This window comes from Flavobacterium sp. WG21 (genome assembly GCF_000335775.1).
GTDB lineage: Bacteria > Bacteroidota > Bacteroidia > Flavobacteriales > Flavobacteriaceae > Flavobacterium > Flavobacterium tructae.
Genome location: NZ_AMYW01000003.1, coordinates 26,676 through 44,853, shown reverse-complemented (window position 1 = coordinate 44,853; position 18,178 = coordinate 26,676). Strand labels below are relative to the sequence as shown.

Genomic DNA, 18,178 nt, shown 5'->3' with positions numbered 1-18,178 from the left:
ACTAAAACTAGATAATTTGTAAGACCGAAACAATAAGTATAAATACGCTTTTATCGGTTATCTAAACTATCAAAAAAAATTATAATGGTAATGCCACTATTCTGAAACTAAATGGAGAAATCACTATTTTTATCCTTTAATTACAATACAATGAAAAAAAAATTAGTGGTTTTAACCGGAGCCGGAATTAGTGCCGAAAGCGGGATCAAAACTTTTCGTGACAGTGATGGTTTATGGGAAGGTCATGATGTGATGGAAGTTGCCACTCCTGAAGGCTGGAGGAAAAATCAGGAATTGGTTCTGGACTTTTACAACAAAAGACGCCAACAGCTTAAGGAGGTAGAACCCAATTCAGGGCATACTATTCTAGCTGAATTAGAGCGTGATTTTGATGTGCACATCATCACTCAAAATGTAGACAATCTGCACGAACGTGCCGGAAGCTCCAAAGTCCTGCATTTACATGGAGAATTACTAAAGGTACGAAGCACTCAAAATCGCAACTTAATTTTAGACTGGACAGAAGACCTCTATACCGGTGATCTGGATCAAAACGGACATCAACTTCGTCCTCATATTGTATGGTTTGGCGAAGATGTTCCTGCTCTTGAAGAAGCCATCGACATTACCGAAACCGCCGATTATTTTGCCGTTATCGGAACATCGTTACAAGTATATCCGGCGGCAGGATTAATTTCATACACGCCTTCTGTCACACCTGTTTTCTATATTGATCCAAATCCAATCAGCATCCCAAACCTTCGTAATAAAGTAGAAGTAATTGCCGAAGTAGCTTCAAAAGGTGTGGCGGCATTGAGAGATCGCTTAAAATCCGGGCTCTAGTTTTTGATTAGTACTTAGTTATTAGTCCCTGGTCCTTAGTCAATAGAAGAAAGAGCAAAGAAGAAAGAAGAAAGAACAAAGAACAAAGAGTAAAGAGTAAAGAGTAAAGAATAAAGAGTAAAGAATAAAGAGTAAAGAGCAAAGAGTAACATCTTACATCCAACATCTAACTTTTAACTCTTTTTTATCCACAAATTCTGTTTATATTTGTGCCTTTCGAACAAACAACATAACAATGACTACTTTAAACGAATTGAATGCTATATCTCCAATTGACGGAAGATATAGAAATAAAACCCTTTCATTAGCACCATTTTTCTCTGAAGAAGCTCTAATCAAATACCGTGTACTGGTTGAAATTGAATATTTCATCGCTTTATGTGAGGTACCTTTGCCACAGCTTTCAGACGTGAATCCTGATCTGTTTGAAAGTTTAAGAAACATCTATAAAAATTTCTCTACTGAAGATGCTCTTTGGATTAAAGAAACTGAAAAAGTAACCAATCACGATGTAAAAGCCGTAGAATACTTTATCAAAGATGCTTTCGAAAAACTGGGTTTATCTCAATACAAAGAATTCATTCACTTCGGATTAACTTCTCAGGATATCAACAACACTGCTATTCCTCTTTCAACAAAAGAAGCGTTTGAGCAGGTATATATGCCTTCGTTAATTGCTTTAATTTCTAAATTGAAAGAACTAAGCGTAGAATGGGCCGCTATTCCAATGTTGGCACGCACACACGGACAGCCTGCTTCACCTACTCGTTTAGGAAAAGAAATTTTAGTTTTTGTAGAGCGTTTAGAAGAACAAATGCGTTTGTTATTTAATATTCCGTTTGCTGCTAAATTTGGTGGTGCAACCGGAAATTACAACGCACATCATGTAGCTTACCCACAGATCGACTGGAAACAGTTTGGTAATAAATTTGTAGAAACGGATCTTGGCTTACACCACTCCTTCCCTACCACTCAAATCGAACATTATGACCATTTTGCTGCATTTTTCGATGCTTTAAAAAGAATCAATACGATCATCATCGATTTAGATCGTGATATCTGGACGTATGTTTCGATGGATTATTTCAAACAAAAAATCAAAGCAGGAGAAATTGGTTCCTCTGCTATGCCACATAAAGTAAACCCAATTGATTTCGAAAATTCAGAAGGAAACTTAGGAATTGCGAATGCTATTTTTGAGCATTTAGCCGCAAAATTACCGGTTTCGAGATTGCAGCGTGATTTAACAGACAGCACCGTTTTACGTAATATCGGAGTTCCAATGGGACATACCATTATTGCTTTTGAGGCTTCTTTAAAAGGTTTAAACAAACTATTGCTGAATGAAGCTAAATTTGCTGAAGATTTAGAGAAAAACTGGGCTGTTGTAGCCGAAGCAATTCAAACAATCCTTCGTCGTGAGGCTTATCCAAATCCGTATGAAGCCTTGAAAGGTTTAACCAGAACAAATGAAGCAATTGACAAAAATGCCATTCATAATTTTATTGCTACTTTAGAAGTTTCTGATGCTGTCAGAGCCGAATTATTAGCCATTACTCCTAGTAATTATGTGGGAATTTAAAGAAAACCTAAAATATTTTCTCAAAAAAAGCTATCTTTATCGATAGCTTTTTTATTTACAAATTGTATTAAAAAAATTAGTCCTGCTGATTCACTCCACTTTTATTTTTCAAAGGAGTTCAGTGAATTTATTTGCCATGAAAAACTGTTATTTTCAAACGCCGTATCTTTTTTAGCAAAACACTGAAACAAAAAGCCGGATGATTTTCTTAACAAAAAACACTACTCTATGATCGCATTAAACGCCGCCACCGCATCTACCCACCACCTACAACCTCTAATTAGCGACTTAGGTCTCATCCTGCTGACTGCAGGTATTGCTGTTCTGTTATTTAGACTAATCAAGCAGCCTCTGGTTTTAGGATATTTAATTGCGGGTTTTTTGGCCGGAAATCATTTTGATTTCTTTCCTACCATTACCGAAATGAAAAGTGTTGAAGTTTGGGCAGAAATTGGTGTAATCGTTTTACTATTTAGTCTAGGTCTTGAATTTAGTTTTAAAAAGCTAATGAAAGTTGGCGGAACCGCTTCTATAACGGCTATTACCCAAATTATAACGATGGTCGTCATGGGTTATATGGTCGGGCGCTGGATGGGCTGGGAACAAATGGACAGTATCTTCTTAGGTGTTATCCTCTCTATTTCTTCGACAACCATTATCCTGAAAACCTTTGATGAACTAGGCGTAAAAGCTCAAAAATTTGCCGGAATTGTAATCGGGTCTTTAATTGTGCAGGATCTTGTTGCTATTTTGATGATGGTGTTACTTTCGACCATTGCAGTAAGTCAGCAATTTTCAGGAAGTGAACTGATGATGTCTGTGCTAAAACTAATTTTCTTCCTGACCGTCTGGTTTCTGGGCGGAATCTTTTTTATTCCAACCTTACTTAAAAAAGCCAAACATTTACTAACGGACGAAATGTTGCTGATTATTTCGCTTGCCCTTTGTTTAACAATGGTAAGTTTTGCCGCAAATGTTGGTTTCTCACCTGCTCTGGGTGCTTTTATCATGGGATCTATCATTGCCGAAACTACTCAGGCAGAACACATCGAGCATCTTATAAAACCCATAAAAGATTTATTTGGAGCTATTTTCTTTGTATCCGTTGGAATGCTTATCGATCCTAAAATGTTATATACACATGCACTGCCTGTCGCTATTTTAACTTTGGTAACCATCATAGGTCAGTCTGTCAGTTCGACTATTGGTGCATTACTGGCCGGACAACCTTTAAAACAATCTGTACAAACAGGGATGAGTTTATCTCAAATCGGGGAGTTTTCGTTTATCATTGCTACATTGGGAATGACACTAAATGTAACCAGCTCCTTTTTATATCCGGTAGTGGTTGCTGTTTCCGCCATTACTACTTTTACAACTCCGTTTATGGTCAAATATGCAGTGCCATTTTCTGATTTTCTGGAACGAAAACTTCCTAAAAGATGGGTTAAAAACATCAATCGTTACAGTGTCAATGCACAGGCGATAAAATCAGTCAGTGTTTGGCAAAAAGTGCTTAATGCTTATATCATTCAAATCGTTCTGCATACTATTATTATTACAGCAATTATTTTATTATCGGTAAAATTTGTTGCGCCCCTTGTTGCCGAAACAAGATTCGGAAATACATTGGCGGCTCTTATCACTCTGATAATTATTGCGCCGTTCTTATGGGCACTCTCCCTTCGAAGAGTGGCAGTAGAAGAAGTCGATTCTTTATGGGAAGAACGTAAATACCGTGGTGCAATATTGATGCTGATCCTGATTAGAATGAGTCTCGGATTGTTCTTAATCGGATTTTTACTAAATATCTTCTTCTCTCCTTTAGTTGCCTTTATTGCTTTGGTTGTTGCCATTGTGGTCTATCAAATATTCCCTAAAAAACTAAACGAACAATACCATAAAATTGAAAGTCATTTTCTTAAAAATTTAAATGATCGCGAAAACAAAAAAATCGATAGACGTTACGCTAATTTAATGCCATGGGACGGTCACATGTCTTTTTTTGATATTGGGACAGAATCCAATTTAGTGGGGAAAACTTTAGAAGAACTGCGTATTCGTGAATCAATGGGAATTAATATTGCCTACATCAAACGAGGAGATATCACAATTCCAATTCCAACTAAAAATGAACGTCTGTTCCCCGGTGATGAAATTTGTGTTATTGGTACCGATGCTCAGGTTACGGAATTCAATAAATACCTCAATCAAAATGAAATCGAGGCTCCGACAAAAGTAGCAGAAACGGATATTGTTTTACGTCAATTTGAAGTTTCTCAGGAAGACTTTGTACAAAAAAGCATTGGTCAATTCCGTACAAAAACCAATGGTATGGTGGTTGGAATTGAGCGAAATGGAAATAGGATTCTGAATCCGGAATCAAGTTTAATCTTAGAAAAAAATGATATTCTTTGGGTTGTAGGAGATAAAAAGAAAATGGCCGAATTGGTCAAAAGTTACTAAGGCGCTGAGATACTAAGGTCCTAAGATGCTAAGAAAAAAAAGCTCCATACAAAAAAAATGTATGGAGCTTTTTTATAGTAATACCTTATTTAAACGGTTGCATTTTATCACATTGACATTCGCAATTAGGGTCGCTGGTGTTGAGAACAGTTAAATATCTTTGATAAAAACCTCTTCTTGATTGTGTTTTATCACTGTCTGCTTTATTACATTCTAAAGCACCATTGATAATATTAATCGTCGCTCCAAAACCAGGTTTACGTCCTTCATTAATATCCTGTTGGGTAGGCAGCCACTGACCCACCATTACAGCATGACAGGAAGGTTTAGGAGCCTGTGGTGTCATCCAAAACCATATGGCAGTCTGGAACGCCAAAGCCGCATCTTTGACGACATTTTCAGGATTTTTAAGCAGTACGTTTTTATCTCCATATAAAAATTCACTTATCTGTCCATAATTATAATTCCAACTCAACTGTATCGGCCCTCGGCCGTGGTAGGATTTCTTTGCCACTGGAGGATAATCCACGTTATTCTCCTCTCTGTAACCTGTCGTGCTATTTTCGTCATACCCTACCTCTTCGCGAAAGTATAAGCCCCATGAATAGGCTCCTCCTGGTGCCGTTGGCCAGCCACCCGTAGTTTCATGAGATATATTAGCAAGAAAAGCGGCTAGTTCTCTTTTTCGTACTTCCAAAGAACCAATACTTATAAAATCTGCATAATCAACTTCTTGTCTAACTACTGTATTATTGTTCCAGGAAGCACTGAAATCAGCATCTTCTTTAATCACTTTTGTCTCATTAGTCGATTTTTTAATACGGGTTATTTTCTGAAACCATCCTTTTCTTTCGATAACAACTTTTAGGTCTGCCATAAGATCAACTGCTTTCATCAACGCATCGTAGGTATAAAAATCTTTTGAAGGATTCACTATCCAGTTATTGCTCTGCTCTGCTCCATAACGATAAGGGAACAATACCAGAAATTGCTCTTTGCTTATAAGGTCTTTTAGCCCTGCATTATTCTCTGGGGTACTTGGAGTGTCCGGATTTTTAGGTTCTTCATCAGGTTTAGGATTTTCTGTCGTAGGATCCTTCTTTTCTTCCAAATTATCATGACTACAAGAAAATAGTACTGAAAAGAAACAAAATAAAACAAGTAAGAAAACAAGTGGCGTAAACCTCATTAATAAGGTTTGTTTTTTAGTAACATCGCCTTTACAATTCGTATTGTATTTTTTAGTCATAATGCAATTTTATTTTTTGGATTTATCCAAATTACCGATAGTTAACGTTAGCAATCCCCTACTTTTATTATACAAATTCTGATAGCCTGTAGTGACTCCTTGTGCAGGTGTACGGGTGACATTAGCAATTTGATCTTTGTATGATTTTATTTCGGTATCACTCAGAGTGGTAGGATTCATGACTACCAAAAGCGATTTAAAACTTTTTTGCGAATTCGTACTGTTCGGAATCCTTGTTTTATTGGTAAAACGGGGATCATTATAAATAGCCAGACTCTCGGCATCTTTAATCTCTGAAGCAGGAATCGCTCCTGCAAGATACAATTCAATATCGGCAATGTTATTGGATACTCCGCTAAGTATCCCTTTTACTTTATCCCAATGGTATACATAATCTTGCGGAACAGCATAATTGCCCCATCTGTGAAACATCTCATGTAAAATAGGTCCGCCCTGGATATTGTTTAGGTAAAGAAAATAAACTCCTTGCAGTTTACCCGCAGAACCATAATCTTTTGTACTGTCAAACAAACTAAGTCCGATACCCTGCGTATCATTTTTTACACTTTGATAAATACCATAAGGCATTCCTGTAGGAGGAGTACTTGTTGCATTATTCAATACGATCACAATAAAATCAAAATCATCTTTCAAAACCGGATAAATTTCAGTTTTACAAAGCGTTTTAAGTTTTTCTACCGTGGCTGTTTCATTAATAGTGTGGCTGTTCCAGTAATTAAAATCGTCTTGTGATAATTTTAAAACTCCAAACGTATTGGAGGATTCTATATTCAGGTTCGTGGTAACAGCTGGTGGAGGTGTCTGTGTCTTGGGATTTGTAGTCTCAGGTGTCTTTGATTCAGAATCAACCGGACTATCTCCCTTATCACAGCTATTGAAAAGAAATAACATAGTTACGAGCGAACCGATCGTACTTAAGTTTGTTTTAGAAATCATATTATTCTGGGGTTTAGTTACCTTTTTTTGAATACCATAAAGAAGTTGCTTTTAGTATCGACTTTAGCAAACTGAAAATTAGGTCCAAACCTTTTGGAGCAATTCGGATTTCAATCGTGGCCAATACCAAGAATCCCTTACTTAAGCATTCATGCAGCGAACTTACAATACAAATCTTTTATTGTGAAAAACAATTCAATAGTTGGTAGCTTTTGTTTCATAAGCGGACAACTAATCACTTTTTCTGTCTACTTTAAACAGTATAATCCCAAAATTATTATCCGACTCCTGAATCTGGAAAAAATAAAGATTCCGAACCTTTAAGAAAAAACTCTTAAAAACTCGGAATCTTTATTAAATCGCAATGACTAAAAAAACTCAGTCCCTTACTTATTAGGCTGCGGTGTAATACGCAAATAAGGTTTTATTGGTGTATATCCTTTTGGAAATTTCGCAGGAATATCACTATCCGGAACAGCCGGTGTAATCACTACATCTTCTCCGTCTTTCCAGTTGGCGGGAGTAGCTACACTATAGTTGGCTGTTAATTGCAAACTGTCTATAACACGGAGTAACTCGTCAAAATTTCTTCCTGTAGAAGCCGGATAGGTTAAAGTAAGTTTGATCTTTTTATCGGCACCCACTACAAACACAGAACGCACCGTAAATTTATCACTTGCATTTGGATGCAGCATATCGTATAAAGTCGCAATTCTTTTATCCTCGTCTGCAATAATTGGAAAATTAACTGTTGTATTCTGAGTTTCGTTAATGTCCTTGATCCACTCTAAATGGGAGTCTAAACCATCTACACTTAACGCGATAACTTTTGTATTTCTTTTGGTAAATTCCGGAAGGTAATTCGCAACTGTTCCCAATTCAGTAGTACAAACCGGAGTAAAATCTGAAGGATGAGAAAATAAAACACCCCAGGAATCACCTAACCATTCATGAAATTTAACGGGTCCTTCGGTTGTTTCTGCATGAAAATCCGGAGCAATATCTCCTAATCTTAATGTTGACATAATAATATATTTTTTAGTTTCTCTAAAATTAGTACAAAAAAAAGCACAAAGAAAACACCGATTTTACTAAAAAAAAGTTAAAGTTCTACATTCTCTATCTAATTAGTATTTAAAACTAAATTAAACTCAGAATCCAATACCAAATCGTAAGGGTAATAAATGAAATCGGGATTCCAAAACCAATCATCATACTGCTCAATCTCGGTTTCAATCCATAAGTCGAAGCTAAGATCGCACCTGTAATCATGGGAGCCATGGCCATTTCCATAATGGTTATTTTAATGGCTTCAGAATGCTGCTTTAAAATAAAAACGTATACAACCAAAATAACCAACGGAACTACTACAAGCCGAAAGAAAAGTCCGAGGCGCAAAAATTGCCAATGCTGGCTTTTTCTGTCAAAAGTAAGCTGTAATCCAACCGAAAGTAAGGCCAAAGGAGTTACAAGGCTTCCTACTTTGACCAAAACGGACTGAATATTTGTATGTAAATCGTATTGAAGAACATTCAGCAAACAAGCCACTAAAAAAGTAATAAACGGAGGGAATAAGATGATCTTTTTTAAAATACTTAGAGCATCCGCACTTCCTTTAGAATAAAAAGCTGCTACAAAAACGCCAAGTGTAGAAACCACTACAAAAGTCCCCGGCTGGTCTACAAGAATTGCAGTTTCTAAGCCTTTTTTACCAAACAGAGCCTCAATTATAGGGTAACCTAAAAAAGAAGAATTACACAGTCCCGCTGTTAAAATCAGGCAGCCAATCAATTTGTTTGACCAGCCTAATCTTCTTCCGAGAAAATGAAAAAATACAAGAGCCAGTAGAAAACCAATCCAGCCCGACAGTATGGGGAACAGTAATTCATTGCTCCATTTTATTTTCGGAATATGATACAAAGTAATTGCGGGCAGGCAGACGTAAAGGACGACCTTATTTAAAACCTTATAAAGATGAGTTGGAAATTGCTTTATACGTTGTAAAAGTAAACCCAGTGCAAGAAATAGAAATATTTGAATAAAGTTGCTCATATCATTTAGTAGTCACAAAAATAGACATTTATTATGGGATGCATCACACAAATCAGATTGCTTCTCTTCTTTTTTTGCTACTTTTAAGATCTAATTTCAAAAACAAATGCAATCGATAAGAGACAATTTTGAACGAATGGCGAAACTTTCAGATGCCGAATGGAATACTTTTTCATCTAAGCTCATCCGGGAAGAATTTCCAAAGAAAACCCCAATACTTAAAGCGGGTACCATTGAAAATTATCTTTCTTTTGTCGAAAAAGGATTGGTAAGATATTACATTCCCGGTGAGGATCACGACCGTACTTTTACTTTTGTATTCGATGGCGAATTTACGAGTGGTTATGATTCGTTTATCACAAGACTACCTGTCACTTATACGATTGAAACCCTCGCAGAAACCGTTCTTTGGCGTATATCTTACGAAGATCTTCAGGATATTTATACCGAAACTAAGATTGGCAATACCATCGGACGCTTTGCCAGTGAAGGATTGTTTCTTAAAAAAACAAAAAGAGAACTTTCACTGCTGAACGAATCCGCCGAGCAGCGTTATCTGAATCTGTTTACAGAACAGCCACAGCTCATACAAAGGATTCCTCAAAAATATCTCGCCTCTTATATTGGCATCACTCCACAAGCTTTGAGCAGAATCAGAAAACGCATTTATTAACCCAGGTTCATTGTTTTCAATCGCTTTACTGCGCAACTTTGTTTAAAAAAAAGATATGGAAACTTTAATTGTGTTAGTAGGTGTTTTTGTCCTTACGTTGCTTTTTATAAAGCTAATCTCTAAAAAAATTGAAATCTTTCAATCAGCCAGAATTGCCATGGCTGTCATGCTTGTCTTTACTGCCGTAAGTCATTTTGTATTTACCAAGGGAATGGCGATGATGGTCTCTTTTTTGCCCTGGCCGACAGCAATTGTTTATGCAACGGGAATTATAGAACTCATGGCAGCAGTGGGCTTATTGATTCCAAAAACGAGAGTGCTTACCGCTAAATTGCTGATCGTGTTTTTTATCGTTTTACTTCCCGCCAATATCTATGCTACCGCGCACAGTATCAATTTACAAGCAGCCAATTATAGCGGAAAAGGCATTTCTTACTTATGGTTCAGAGTACCGCTGCAACTTTTGTTTATTAGCTGGGTATACTTCTCTTCCATCAAAAAACAATCTGGCTTTAAAGGGGTTACAACTTACTAAACCTTGCATTTTGTGTCACTTTAACCCGAACTTCTTTGCAGGATAGTTTCGGAATAGAATTAATTTTTAGTTAAAACTTTTTTTTGTTTCAAAAAACACCATACATTTGTAACATATTTTATTACAGTATGATTTCAGGTAAGTTTGCCATAACGATTCACATTTTAACCTTGCTCACTAAATTCCCGAACGATTTTTTGTCGTCGGAATTTATTGCAGGAAGTATTAATCTGAATCCGGTTTTGGTGCGAAAAGAAATTGCCAATTTAAAAGCACATCATGTTGTTGAAAGTAAAGAAGGTAAAAACGGCGGTACAAGACTGGCGGTTGATCCTTCGAAAATTACATTGAAAGAAATATTTGAAATGACTTTTGAAACGATCAATCTGGGTTATGCCAAAAATCAGCCTAATCCGGATTGTCCGGTTGGAAAAAAAATCAATCAAAATTTGAGCTCTTTGTATGCTGAAATGAATCAAAAAGTTAGTTTACAATTAGATGGAGTCTCCCTGGAAGATTTTTCTAATCAATTCTAAAACTATTTTTTTACACAAAACTGTAACATTTTTTATTACTAATTAAATTTATATATTATGAAAATCGCAATTATTGGAGCAACCGGATTTGTAGGTACCGCAATCTTAAACGAACTGGCTAACAGAAATCATGACCTTACGGCTATTGCAAGAACCCCAAAAGACAGCTCAAATGCAACGTGGAAAAGTGCAGACATTTTTAATGTAGAAGCTTTGTCTGAAATTTTGAAAGGAAATGATATCGTTATCAATGCTTACAATTCAGGATGGACCAATCCAAATATCTATGATGATTTTATTGCCGGATCAAAAGCCATTCAGGAAGCGGTGAAAAAATCGGGGGTAAAACGTTTTATTACTATCGGAGGAGCGGGAAGTTTGTTTGTTGCTCCGGGCCTACAGGCAGTTGACACACCTGATTTTCCAAAAGAATACCATGCAGGAGCCACAGCAGCAAGAGATTTTTTGAATATTTTAAAAGAAGAAAAAGAACTGGATTGGGCTTTCTTTAGTCCTGCTTTTGAAATGCATCAGGGAATTACCACCGGACGAACCGGAAAATACCGCTTAGGTTTAGAAAATCCGGTTTTTAATGACGACCAAAGAAGTATTCTATCCGTAGAAGATCTGGCAGTCGTTATCGCTGACGAAGCGGAAACTCCGAAACATCACCAAGTTCGTTTTACAGCGGCTTATTAAGACATTATTTAAGGGACAGAGGTACAAAGAGGCAAAGTCGCAAAGGTTTTTCCTCCTTGTACCTTTGTACCTTTGTACCTTTGTACCTTTGTACCTTTGTACCTTTGTACCTTTGTACCTTTGTACCTTTGTACCTTTGTACCTTTGAACCTTTGCAGCTAAAAAAAAATCCTTTTTGAAACTGTTTTTGTTTTCTGTACTTTTACACTACCAAAAAGTATACTTTGTCAGGTTCAAAAAAACGATCAAGCAGTTTACACGAAAAAGCCGGAATTTCTCCTCCAGAAATCACCAATATCTCTGCTATTCAGCAAATTAAAAAAAACAGAAGACAACAACCCTCTTCAAGGGAGTTAATTGATGGTATTCTAACCGGAAATATCACGGCTCTGAGTCGTGCTATCACACTGGTTGAAAGTACCAATCCCGAACATACCGCAAAAGCAAACGAGGTTATAAAAGGTTGTCTGCCACATGCCAATCAATCGATCCGAATTGGAATCACTGGAGTTCCCGGTGTTGGAAAAAGTACTTTTATTGAAACTTTCGGCAGCTACCTGACTCAATTGGGAAAAAAAGTAGCCGTTCTGGCAGTTGATCCCAGCAGCTCTATTTCACACGGCAGTATTTTAGGTGATAAAACCCGAATGGAAGAACTTGTAAAAGACGAAAATGCTTTCATCAGACCAAGCGCTTCCGGAGATACTTTAGGCGGTGTAGCTCGTAAAACAAGGGAATCGATTATTTTATGTGAAGCCGCAGGTTTTGACACGATTGTTATAGAAACAGTTGGTGTAGGACAAAGTGAAACTGCCGTTCACAGCATGGTGGACTTTTTTTTACTACTCAAAATTTCAGGTGCAGGAGACGAACTTCAGGGTATCAAACGCGGTATTATGGAAATGGCTGATGCTATCGTAATCAACAAAGCAGATGGCGACAACATTAAAAAAGCCAATCAAGCCAAACTGGAATTCAACAGGGCTTTGCATTTGTTTCCTCCCAAAAAATCGAATTGGCAGCCAAAAGTTACTACCTGTAGTGCCATTACCAAAGAGGGCATTTCTGAAATCTGGAATACCATTTCTGATTATACGGAAACGACCAGTTCAACCGGCTTCTTTCAGGAAAGACGAAAAGAGCAAAATCAGTTCTGGATGATGGAAACCATTGATGAACATTTGAAATCAAACTTTTACAATCATCCTGAGATTATTGGGCAATTGGTACAAATCAAAAAAGCGGTGCAAAATGATGAAATATCACCTTTTGCAGCCGCTCAATTCTTGTTAAATGAGTATAAAAACAGCTTCTAATTTCTTAAAGCTTTTTTTAATATTTCATTTACTTCACATTAATTGAAATTGTATAAGTCGCTTCACTTTCTTGAATAAGGTATTTACCGGGAACTAAAATATCTGAATTGAATTTTAAAGATTTAACTAATTCCGAATCTATAGTCTGTCCTTCAGGTATTACATAAACTTCTCCATTTCGCAATAATACTTTTTTATGTTCTGGGGTTAAAGCACTTTTTTGAATTTCCATAACAAAATTTCCTTTATCATTGGTAACACGTACCGGTGTTCCATCAGGGTGTGGCTTAAAAAAGTTATAATTTCTGTACGTGTCGTAAATAGTAAAATTACAAAACCCTTCTGGCTGACTGCAGTCAACATTATGTGCCCCCCAAGCTCGTACAACGATTGGGTAAGTGTAATACACCCGCTTAGTATCGGGTTGATTTTGCTGCTCAGTGTTGGATAATTGAGTATTTTGATCTTCAACAGATTCATTGTTGCAGCTTATAAAAAAAGCGGCGGACACAAAAACTAACATTACTTTTAATACTTCAGATTTTTTTTTGGTAATTTTTTCATAATAAATAAATTTAATTGTCCTTACTCTATCACAGGCTTTTCAGGTTACGCCTTTTGGTTTAGTATAAATCAATTAAATTATTTTTTGTTACCCCTTTTTTTCAATTTTAACAAAAAAAAGCTGCCAAGTACTTCTGTACTTAGCAGCTTTTTATTTACAATAAACTGAAAATTACTTTTTCTTATCCCTAAGTTTATATTTATTTTCTTTATATAAATTTCCTGCTGTAATAACATGTGCCAAAGCATCTTTTGCTAAGTCTTCATTTAATTTAACAGGAATTAAAGTGGTGTCGTTTTTGATTTCAAACTGTAAGGGTTTCAAATTAGGCTGCATAATTACCACCTGGTTCTCGACTCTGAAAGCATTGATATCATTGAACTGCATAATTGATCTTCCCTGCGTTTTTGGGTCTAATTTGTTTAGATTTCTTCCTACCATCGGAGTTTCAAACGGTAATCCCAAATAGCTTAATAAGGTTGGCGGAATATCAATCTGACTTGCCAATTTACTGTAAACAGTTCCTTTTTTAACTCCTGGTCCCATGATCAGAGCCGGAATATGAAATTTATTGATTGGCACTAAATTTTTACCGTAGGTTCTCGTATTGTGGTCCGCGATTACGATAAAAATGGTGTTTTTGAAATAAGGCTCTTTTTTAGCCATTTCGAAAAATTTCCCAATCGAGAAATCGGCATATTTCATAGCATTATTAACCGTTGCAGGTTTGGTATCATAAGGTTTGATACGTCCCGCAGGATATTCAAAAGGCTCATGATTGGAAGTCGAAAACATTAAAGAGAAGAATGGTTTATCTCCTTTTGCTTTAAAATAATTATTGGCTTTGGTTACCAGATCTTCATCTGAATATCCCCAGGTTCCTTTAAAAGCGTATTTGTTTCCGTCTGATTCAAAATCTTCCTGATCTACGATATCCTGAAATCCATTTCCATTAAAAAAGGAAGCCATATTATCAAAATTCGCCATTCCGCCATAAATAAAACTGGTTTCGTACCCTTTTTGTTTCAAGGCATCGGCTAAGGTGAAAAATCCTTGCTGCGAGTTTCCTAATTTCACGACACTTTCTGAAGGCGAAGGTAAAAATCCGGTTACTACTGCTTCGATTCCACGTACGCTTCGGGTTCCTGTACAATACAAGTTGGTAAACAATAAACCTTCTTTTGACAGTTTATCAAATTCAGGCGTTAAAGGCTTTCCTCCTAAAATTCCAACGTACTCTGCTCCTAAACTCTCTTGTAGAAAAATAACTAAATTGTAAGGTTTCTTTAAAAGTGTGTCCGGTTGCTGTACATGTAAAAACGGAATTTCGGCATCTGTAAAATCACTAGGACCGGCGATCATGTATTTTTTAACACGGGCAATGGCCTCGGCTTCTTCCATTTTACCATACATCTTGGTGTTTCCTTCGTTTTTAATAGAATACGCCGCAAAAGCAACGGTATAAAAAGAATTCAACCCTAAAGTATTAGTCAACTGATCTGTTGAAAAAACAGCATTACTGGCATTGATCGGACGTTTTGAGGTAAGACTTGAACGTGCTCCAAAAAACAATAAAAAAGCCAATAACGGAAAAACCATCAATCTAAACTTATAGTCTGAACTACTCGTGTAGAAGTATTTTTTTCCTTTTTTGAAGGCAAAATACAAGACTACTCCTAAAATTAAAAAAGTCACAATGATCGAAGTCAGATAACTTTTAAGCAGCATTCCAACTACCTCTTTTGGATAGATCAGATAGTCTAAGAAAATTTTATTGGGACGTGTATCGTATTGTTTTACAAAATCGGGTGTTGCCAACTCTACAAACAGAATCAGAAACAGCAATAAAAAACTATAAACTACAAGAAATTTATTGGTAAACTTCGATGCTTTATCAGGCAGAAAAGTAACTAAAACTGCCGGCAGGAAAGACATATAGCAAAGTAAAATCAAATCCATTCGAAGTCCGATTGGAAAAATGTACCAGAAATTTGGTGTTTCTGTTACTCTGTCTTTAAAAATAAAAAATAAAAACAATCGACTTAAAGTGGTAATCAGCAATCCGATTGCGATGAAGTTAATGATAGGTTTTAAAAAACTTAATTTTTTCATTAGAAATATTTAAATGTTTTTAGATTGGGGTACATCCTAAAGACACACCTCTGTACGTCTTTACTCTTCGTAACGGTTTATTTCACGATCGTAAAACTCGTTTGCCAAAACAATTAAACCTTCCATTTCAGCATTTAACTCTGCCTCATCAAGATCTTCCGCTTCTTCCATGAATTCTACCTCATCATCTTTTAAATTGATAATGAATCTTGGATAATCCAGGTGAATGATGAAAATATCATCTGGAAAATCAGTATTGTCTCCGAGTAAAAATTTAGGTAATTCCATTTGTATTGATTTATTATTTTTATGTATTGGCTCACCAATTGCAGCGGTTTCAAAGTGTTTTAAAGATCCTTTTTAACTGCAACTGATTCTTTTGCAGTCCAAATTTAAGTATTTGAAACTGAATTTTTGATTAATTTTTTAGTCAGGTAATGAAATCTAAGATAAAGAAATATTGCAGCAGTCGTTAATCCCGCCAAAAGTCCTATCCAAACTCCCTGTGCTTTTAGTTCTGTATATTCGGCAAGGTAATAGGAAATCGGGAAACCAACGATCCAATAGGCTACAAATGTAATGTACATCGGGATTTTCACATCTTGCAATCCACGTAATGCTCCCAGAACAACCACCTGAATTCCATCAGAAATCTGAAAAACGGCTGCAATTAAAAGTAATTTTGACGCGATACCGATTACCTCGTTGTTATCCAGAAGCTGCCCTCCGTTTTCCATATTCAAAAACATATGAGGCAGGAAATCATGAAACGCTACAAACAGAATCGCAAAGAATGTTTCGATGATAATCGCGAGCAAAAAGATCGAACGTGCTACCACAACTAAGTTTTTATAGTCCATCAAACCTCTTTGATTGCTTACTCTAATCATCGAAGTTACACTTAATCCCATAGCAAACATAAAGGTCATTGACGCCAGACTTAAGGCAATTTGATTGGCGGCCTGACTGGTTTTCCCAATGTTTCCGCAAAGCCAGATCGACGCAGTAAACAAAACCACTTCAAAAAGCATTTGCATCGCCGATGGAAATCCGATACTGATTATTTTTTTCAGCGTTTCCTTTTTGATTTGATTAAAACTAAAGTTTTTAAAGAAACGTTTCAAATCGTTTCTTCTTGAAAGCATGATGTGCATGAACATCACTAAAAATATTCTTGAAATCACCGTACCCAATGCTGCTCCGATAATTCCCATTTTTGGAAAAATCCAGATTCCATAGATCAACATATAGTTGATTCCAACGTGCAGCACATTGGCCATAACCATGGCATACATTGAATATTTGGTCAGTGAAAGACCGTCAGCAAATTGTTTGTACCCCTGATAGACAATTAACGGAATCAAAGAGAAAGCGACCCAATCCAGATACGGTTTGGCAAGAGCAATTACATCGGCAGGCTGCTCTAGTAATTCCATTAACGGTTTGGCCAAAACAATAACTCCAAAAAGCAATAGTCCTAACAAGATGCATAAAAACAATCCGTGATGAAACGCGGAACGAATTTTACCATCATTTTTTTCGGCATCACCTTCTGCTACAATTGGTGTAATGGCGGTAGAGAAACCAATCCCTAATGACATGGCGATAAAAATCAAACTGTTTCCTAACGAAACGGCTGCCAATTCTGTACTTCCTAACTTTCCTACCATTATATTGTCGACAATTCCTATTAGAGTGTGTCCGACCATTCCTAATATAATGGGGTATGCTAATCTTAAATTATATGAAAACTCTTTGGTATACTGCTTAAAATTCACTTCGATTCTTTTTTAGTCGGCAAAGATAATCAGAAGCTTTGGATTCTTTGTTACGATTAAAAACATAAGCTAATATTAAGTGCTTTTTAAGCGACACCGATATTATATAACAAATCCTAAAAATTATATAACAGAATGTTAAGATCCTGAAACTAATTTTACACTATTAGAAATTCAAAAATGATTGTCATGAGAAATTTAAAAATGTTATGCCTTGCTGCTTTCGCTTTCTTATACGCCAATACCACTTTCGCTCAGGACAGTACCGTTAAGAATTATGATCAGGGTTTTAGATTAGGCTTTGGTTTAAATGGTGGTATCCCGACGGATAATGACTATAAATGGTCACTTGGCGGAGATGTTCGTCTGCAGTACGATTTATCTAAAAAAACATCGCTAACCTTAACAACAGGTTTTACGAATCTGTTTATGAAAAATGACGCAAAAGATCTTGGATTCATTCCGGCAAAAGCAGGTTTTAAAGCTTTTATCTGGGAAGATCAGTTTTATGTTTTAGGAGAAGTAGGTGCCGGTTTTGCTGTCACAAACGGCTATAATGACACTACTTTTTTATGGGCACCGGGAATTGGTTATGCTACCAAATATATTGATATCAGTGTCCGTTATGAAGATTATAATAAATTCAAAACCAATCAGGTTGCTTTACGTTTAGCCTATGGTTTTGATTTATAAAGATTAAGTTTAATTTATTTTTTGTTTTTGGTATGAACCCGGTAGAAGTTAAATTCTATCGGGTTTGGTGTTTTTTATACCATTGGTCAAAAGATAGCTGCCGGTAGTCAAATGATTTTTCG

General features: G+C 36.3%; 17 protein-coding genes. 9 read left to right on the top strand and 8 right to left on the bottom strand.

Going from position 1 to position 18,178, the window contains the following annotated elements; genetic code table 11:
* The first annotated feature begins 150 nt into the window (after positions 1-150).
* The 3 genes from C245_RS0103220 to C245_RS0103210 all read left to right on the top strand — a co-directional run bounded on the left by C245_RS0103220 (position 151) and on the right by C245_RS0103210 (position 4,891).
* The gene (locus C245_RS0103220) at positions 151-843 is read left to right on the top strand and encodes an NAD-dependent deacylase (protein ID WP_017495142.1); all 693 of its coding nucleotides are present in this window, start codon (positions 151-153) and stop codon (positions 841-843) included.
* A gap of 235 nt (positions 844-1,078) precedes the next feature.
* Positions 1,079-2,425, top strand: a complete 1,347-nt coding sequence (gene purB, locus C245_RS0103215; RefSeq protein ID WP_017495141.1) for an adenylosuccinate lyase — start codon at positions 1,079-1,081, stop codon at positions 2,423-2,425.
* A 228-nt stretch (positions 2,426-2,653) separates the two neighbouring features.
* A complete protein-coding gene (locus C245_RS0103210; protein WP_017495140.1) occupies positions 2,654-4,891 on the top strand; it encodes a cation:proton antiporter in 2,238 nt (745 codons plus the stop codon).
* A gap of 85 nt (positions 4,892-4,976) precedes the next feature.
* On the opposite strand, the gene C245_RS23560 is transcribed toward C245_RS0103210, so the two are convergent.
* The 4 genes from C245_RS23560 to C245_RS0103190 all read right to left on the bottom strand — a co-directional run bounded on the left by C245_RS23560 (position 4,977) and on the right by C245_RS0103190 (position 9,149).
* The gene (locus C245_RS23560) at positions 4,977-6,140 is read right to left on the bottom strand and encodes a chitinase (RefSeq protein WP_017495139.1); all 1,164 of its coding nucleotides are present in this window, start codon (positions 6,138-6,140) and stop codon (positions 4,977-4,979) included.
* A gap of 9 nt (positions 6,141-6,149) precedes the next feature.
* The gene (locus C245_RS23555) at positions 6,150-7,097 is read right to left on the bottom strand and encodes a hypothetical protein (RefSeq protein ID WP_157495770.1); all 948 of its coding nucleotides are present in this window, start codon (positions 7,095-7,097) and stop codon (positions 6,150-6,152) included.
* Positions 7,098-7,483: 386 nt separating this feature from the next.
* Positions 7,484-8,122: a peroxiredoxin gene (locus tag C245_RS0103195; protein ID WP_017495137.1), complete on the bottom strand. Its 639-nt coding sequence runs from the start codon at positions 8,120-8,122 to the stop codon at positions 7,484-7,486.
* A gap of 115 nt (positions 8,123-8,237) precedes the next feature.
* The gene (locus C245_RS0103190) at positions 8,238-9,149 is read right to left on the bottom strand and encodes an AEC family transporter (RefSeq protein WP_026109835.1); all 912 of its coding nucleotides are present in this window, start codon (positions 9,147-9,149) and stop codon (positions 8,238-8,240) included.
* 106 nt (positions 9,150-9,255) lie between these two features.
* Between C245_RS0103190 and C245_RS0103185 the strand changes: the two genes are divergently transcribed.
* From C245_RS0103185 to meaB, 5 genes are all read left to right on the top strand, one after another.
* On the top strand, positions 9,256-9,822 hold the full coding sequence (locus C245_RS0103185; protein ID WP_017495135.1) for a Crp/Fnr family transcriptional regulator: 567 nt from the start codon (positions 9,256-9,258) through the stop codon (positions 9,820-9,822).
* A gap of 55 nt (positions 9,823-9,877) precedes the next feature.
* Positions 9,878-10,357, top strand: coding sequence for a hypothetical protein (locus C245_RS0103180; protein WP_017495134.1), 480 nt, complete (start codon positions 9,878-9,880; stop codon positions 10,355-10,357).
* 128 nt (positions 10,358-10,485) lie between these two features.
* Positions 10,486-10,893: an Rrf2 family transcriptional regulator gene (locus C245_RS0103175; RefSeq protein ID WP_017495133.1), complete on the top strand. Its 408-nt coding sequence runs from the start codon at positions 10,486-10,488 to the stop codon at positions 10,891-10,893.
* 57 nt (positions 10,894-10,950) lie between these two features.
* A complete protein-coding gene (locus tag C245_RS0103170; protein ID WP_017495132.1) occupies positions 10,951-11,592 on the top strand; it encodes an NAD(P)-dependent oxidoreductase in 642 nt (213 codons plus the stop codon).
* Between the two features lie 224 nt (positions 11,593-11,816).
* Positions 11,817-12,908, top strand: coding sequence for a methylmalonyl Co-A mutase-associated GTPase MeaB (gene meaB / locus C245_RS0103165; protein WP_017495131.1), 1,092 nt, complete (start codon positions 11,817-11,819; stop codon positions 12,906-12,908).
* A gap of 28 nt (positions 12,909-12,936) precedes the next feature.
* Here meaB and C245_RS0103160 read toward each other — a convergent pair whose 3' ends face one another.
* The 4 genes from C245_RS0103160 to C245_RS0103145 form a co-directional block, all read right to left on the bottom strand.
* Positions 12,937-13,431, bottom strand: a complete 495-nt coding sequence (locus C245_RS0103160) for a hypothetical protein (RefSeq protein ID WP_017495130.1) — start codon at positions 13,429-13,431, stop codon at positions 12,937-12,939.
* 213 nt (positions 13,432-13,644) lie between these two features.
* On the bottom strand, positions 13,645-15,585 hold the full coding sequence (locus C245_RS0103155; RefSeq protein WP_017495129.1) for an LTA synthase family protein: 1,941 nt from the start codon (positions 15,583-15,585) through the stop codon (positions 13,645-13,647).
* Between the two features lie 60 nt (positions 15,586-15,645).
* On the bottom strand, positions 15,646-15,873 hold the full coding sequence (locus tag C245_RS0103150; RefSeq protein WP_017495128.1) for a hypothetical protein: 228 nt from the start codon (positions 15,871-15,873) through the stop codon (positions 15,646-15,648).
* Positions 15,874-15,977: 104 nt separating this feature from the next.
* Entirely contained in the window at positions 15,978-17,363 is a 1,386-nt protein-coding gene (locus C245_RS0103145; protein WP_017495127.1) for an MATE family efflux transporter, read from the bottom strand.
* Between the two features lie 189 nt (positions 17,364-17,552).
* Between C245_RS0103145 and C245_RS0103140 the strand changes: the two genes are divergently transcribed.
* Positions 17,553-18,056, top strand: a complete 504-nt coding sequence (locus C245_RS0103140; protein ID WP_017495126.1) for a hypothetical protein — start codon at positions 17,553-17,555, stop codon at positions 18,054-18,056.
* Positions 18,057-18,178 lie beyond the last annotated feature (122 nt).

Bases quoted from the DNA above. Each gene is read 5' to 3' on its own strand.
- C245_RS0103180 (WP_017495134.1), top strand. From the start codon at position 9,878: ATGGAAACTTTAATTGTGTTAGTAGGTGTTTTTGTCCTTACGTTGCTT.
- C245_RS0103150 (WP_017495128.1), bottom strand. From the start codon at position 15,873: ATGGAATTACCTAAATTTTTACTCGGAGACAATACTGATTTTCCAGAT.
- C245_RS0103195 (WP_017495137.1), bottom strand. From the start codon at position 8,122: ATGTCAACATTAAGATTAGGAGATATTGCTCCGGATTTTCATGCAGAA.
- C245_RS0103170 (WP_017495132.1), top strand. From the start codon at position 10,951: ATGAAAATCGCAATTATTGGAGCAACCGGATTTGTAGGTACCGCAATC.
- purB (WP_017495141.1), top strand. From the start codon at position 1,079: ATGACTACTTTAAACGAATTGAATGCTATATCTCCAATTGACGGAAGA.
- C245_RS0103185 (WP_017495135.1), top strand. From the start codon at position 9,256: ATGCAATCGATAAGAGACAATTTTGAACGAATGGCGAAACTTTCAGAT.
- C245_RS0103140 (WP_017495126.1), top strand. From the start codon at position 17,553: ATGAGAAATTTAAAAATGTTATGCCTTGCTGCTTTCGCTTTCTTATAC.
- C245_RS0103210 (WP_017495140.1), top strand. From the start codon at position 2,654: ATGATCGCATTAAACGCCGCCACCGCATCTACCCACCACCTACAACCT.
- C245_RS0103175 (WP_017495133.1), top strand. From the start codon at position 10,486: ATGATTTCAGGTAAGTTTGCCATAACGATTCACATTTTAACCTTGCTC.
- C245_RS0103160 (WP_017495130.1), bottom strand. From the start codon at position 13,431: ATGTTAGTTTTTGTGTCCGCCGCTTTTTTTATAAGCTGCAACAATGAA.
- C245_RS0103155 (WP_017495129.1), bottom strand. From the start codon at position 15,585: ATGAAAAAATTAAGTTTTTTAAAACCTATCATTAACTTCATCGCAATC.
- C245_RS23560 (WP_017495139.1), bottom strand. From the start codon at position 6,140: ATGACTAAAAAATACAATACGAATTGTAAAGGCGATGTTACTAAAAAA.
- C245_RS0103190 (WP_026109835.1), bottom strand. From the start codon at position 9,149: ATGAGCAACTTTATTCAAATATTTCTATTTCTTGCACTGGGTTTACTT.
- C245_RS23555 (WP_157495770.1), bottom strand. From the start codon at position 7,097: ATGATTTCTAAAACAAACTTAAGTACGATCGGTTCGCTCGTAACTATG.
- C245_RS0103220 (WP_017495142.1), top strand. From the start codon at position 151: ATGAAAAAAAAATTAGTGGTTTTAACCGGAGCCGGAATTAGTGCCGAA.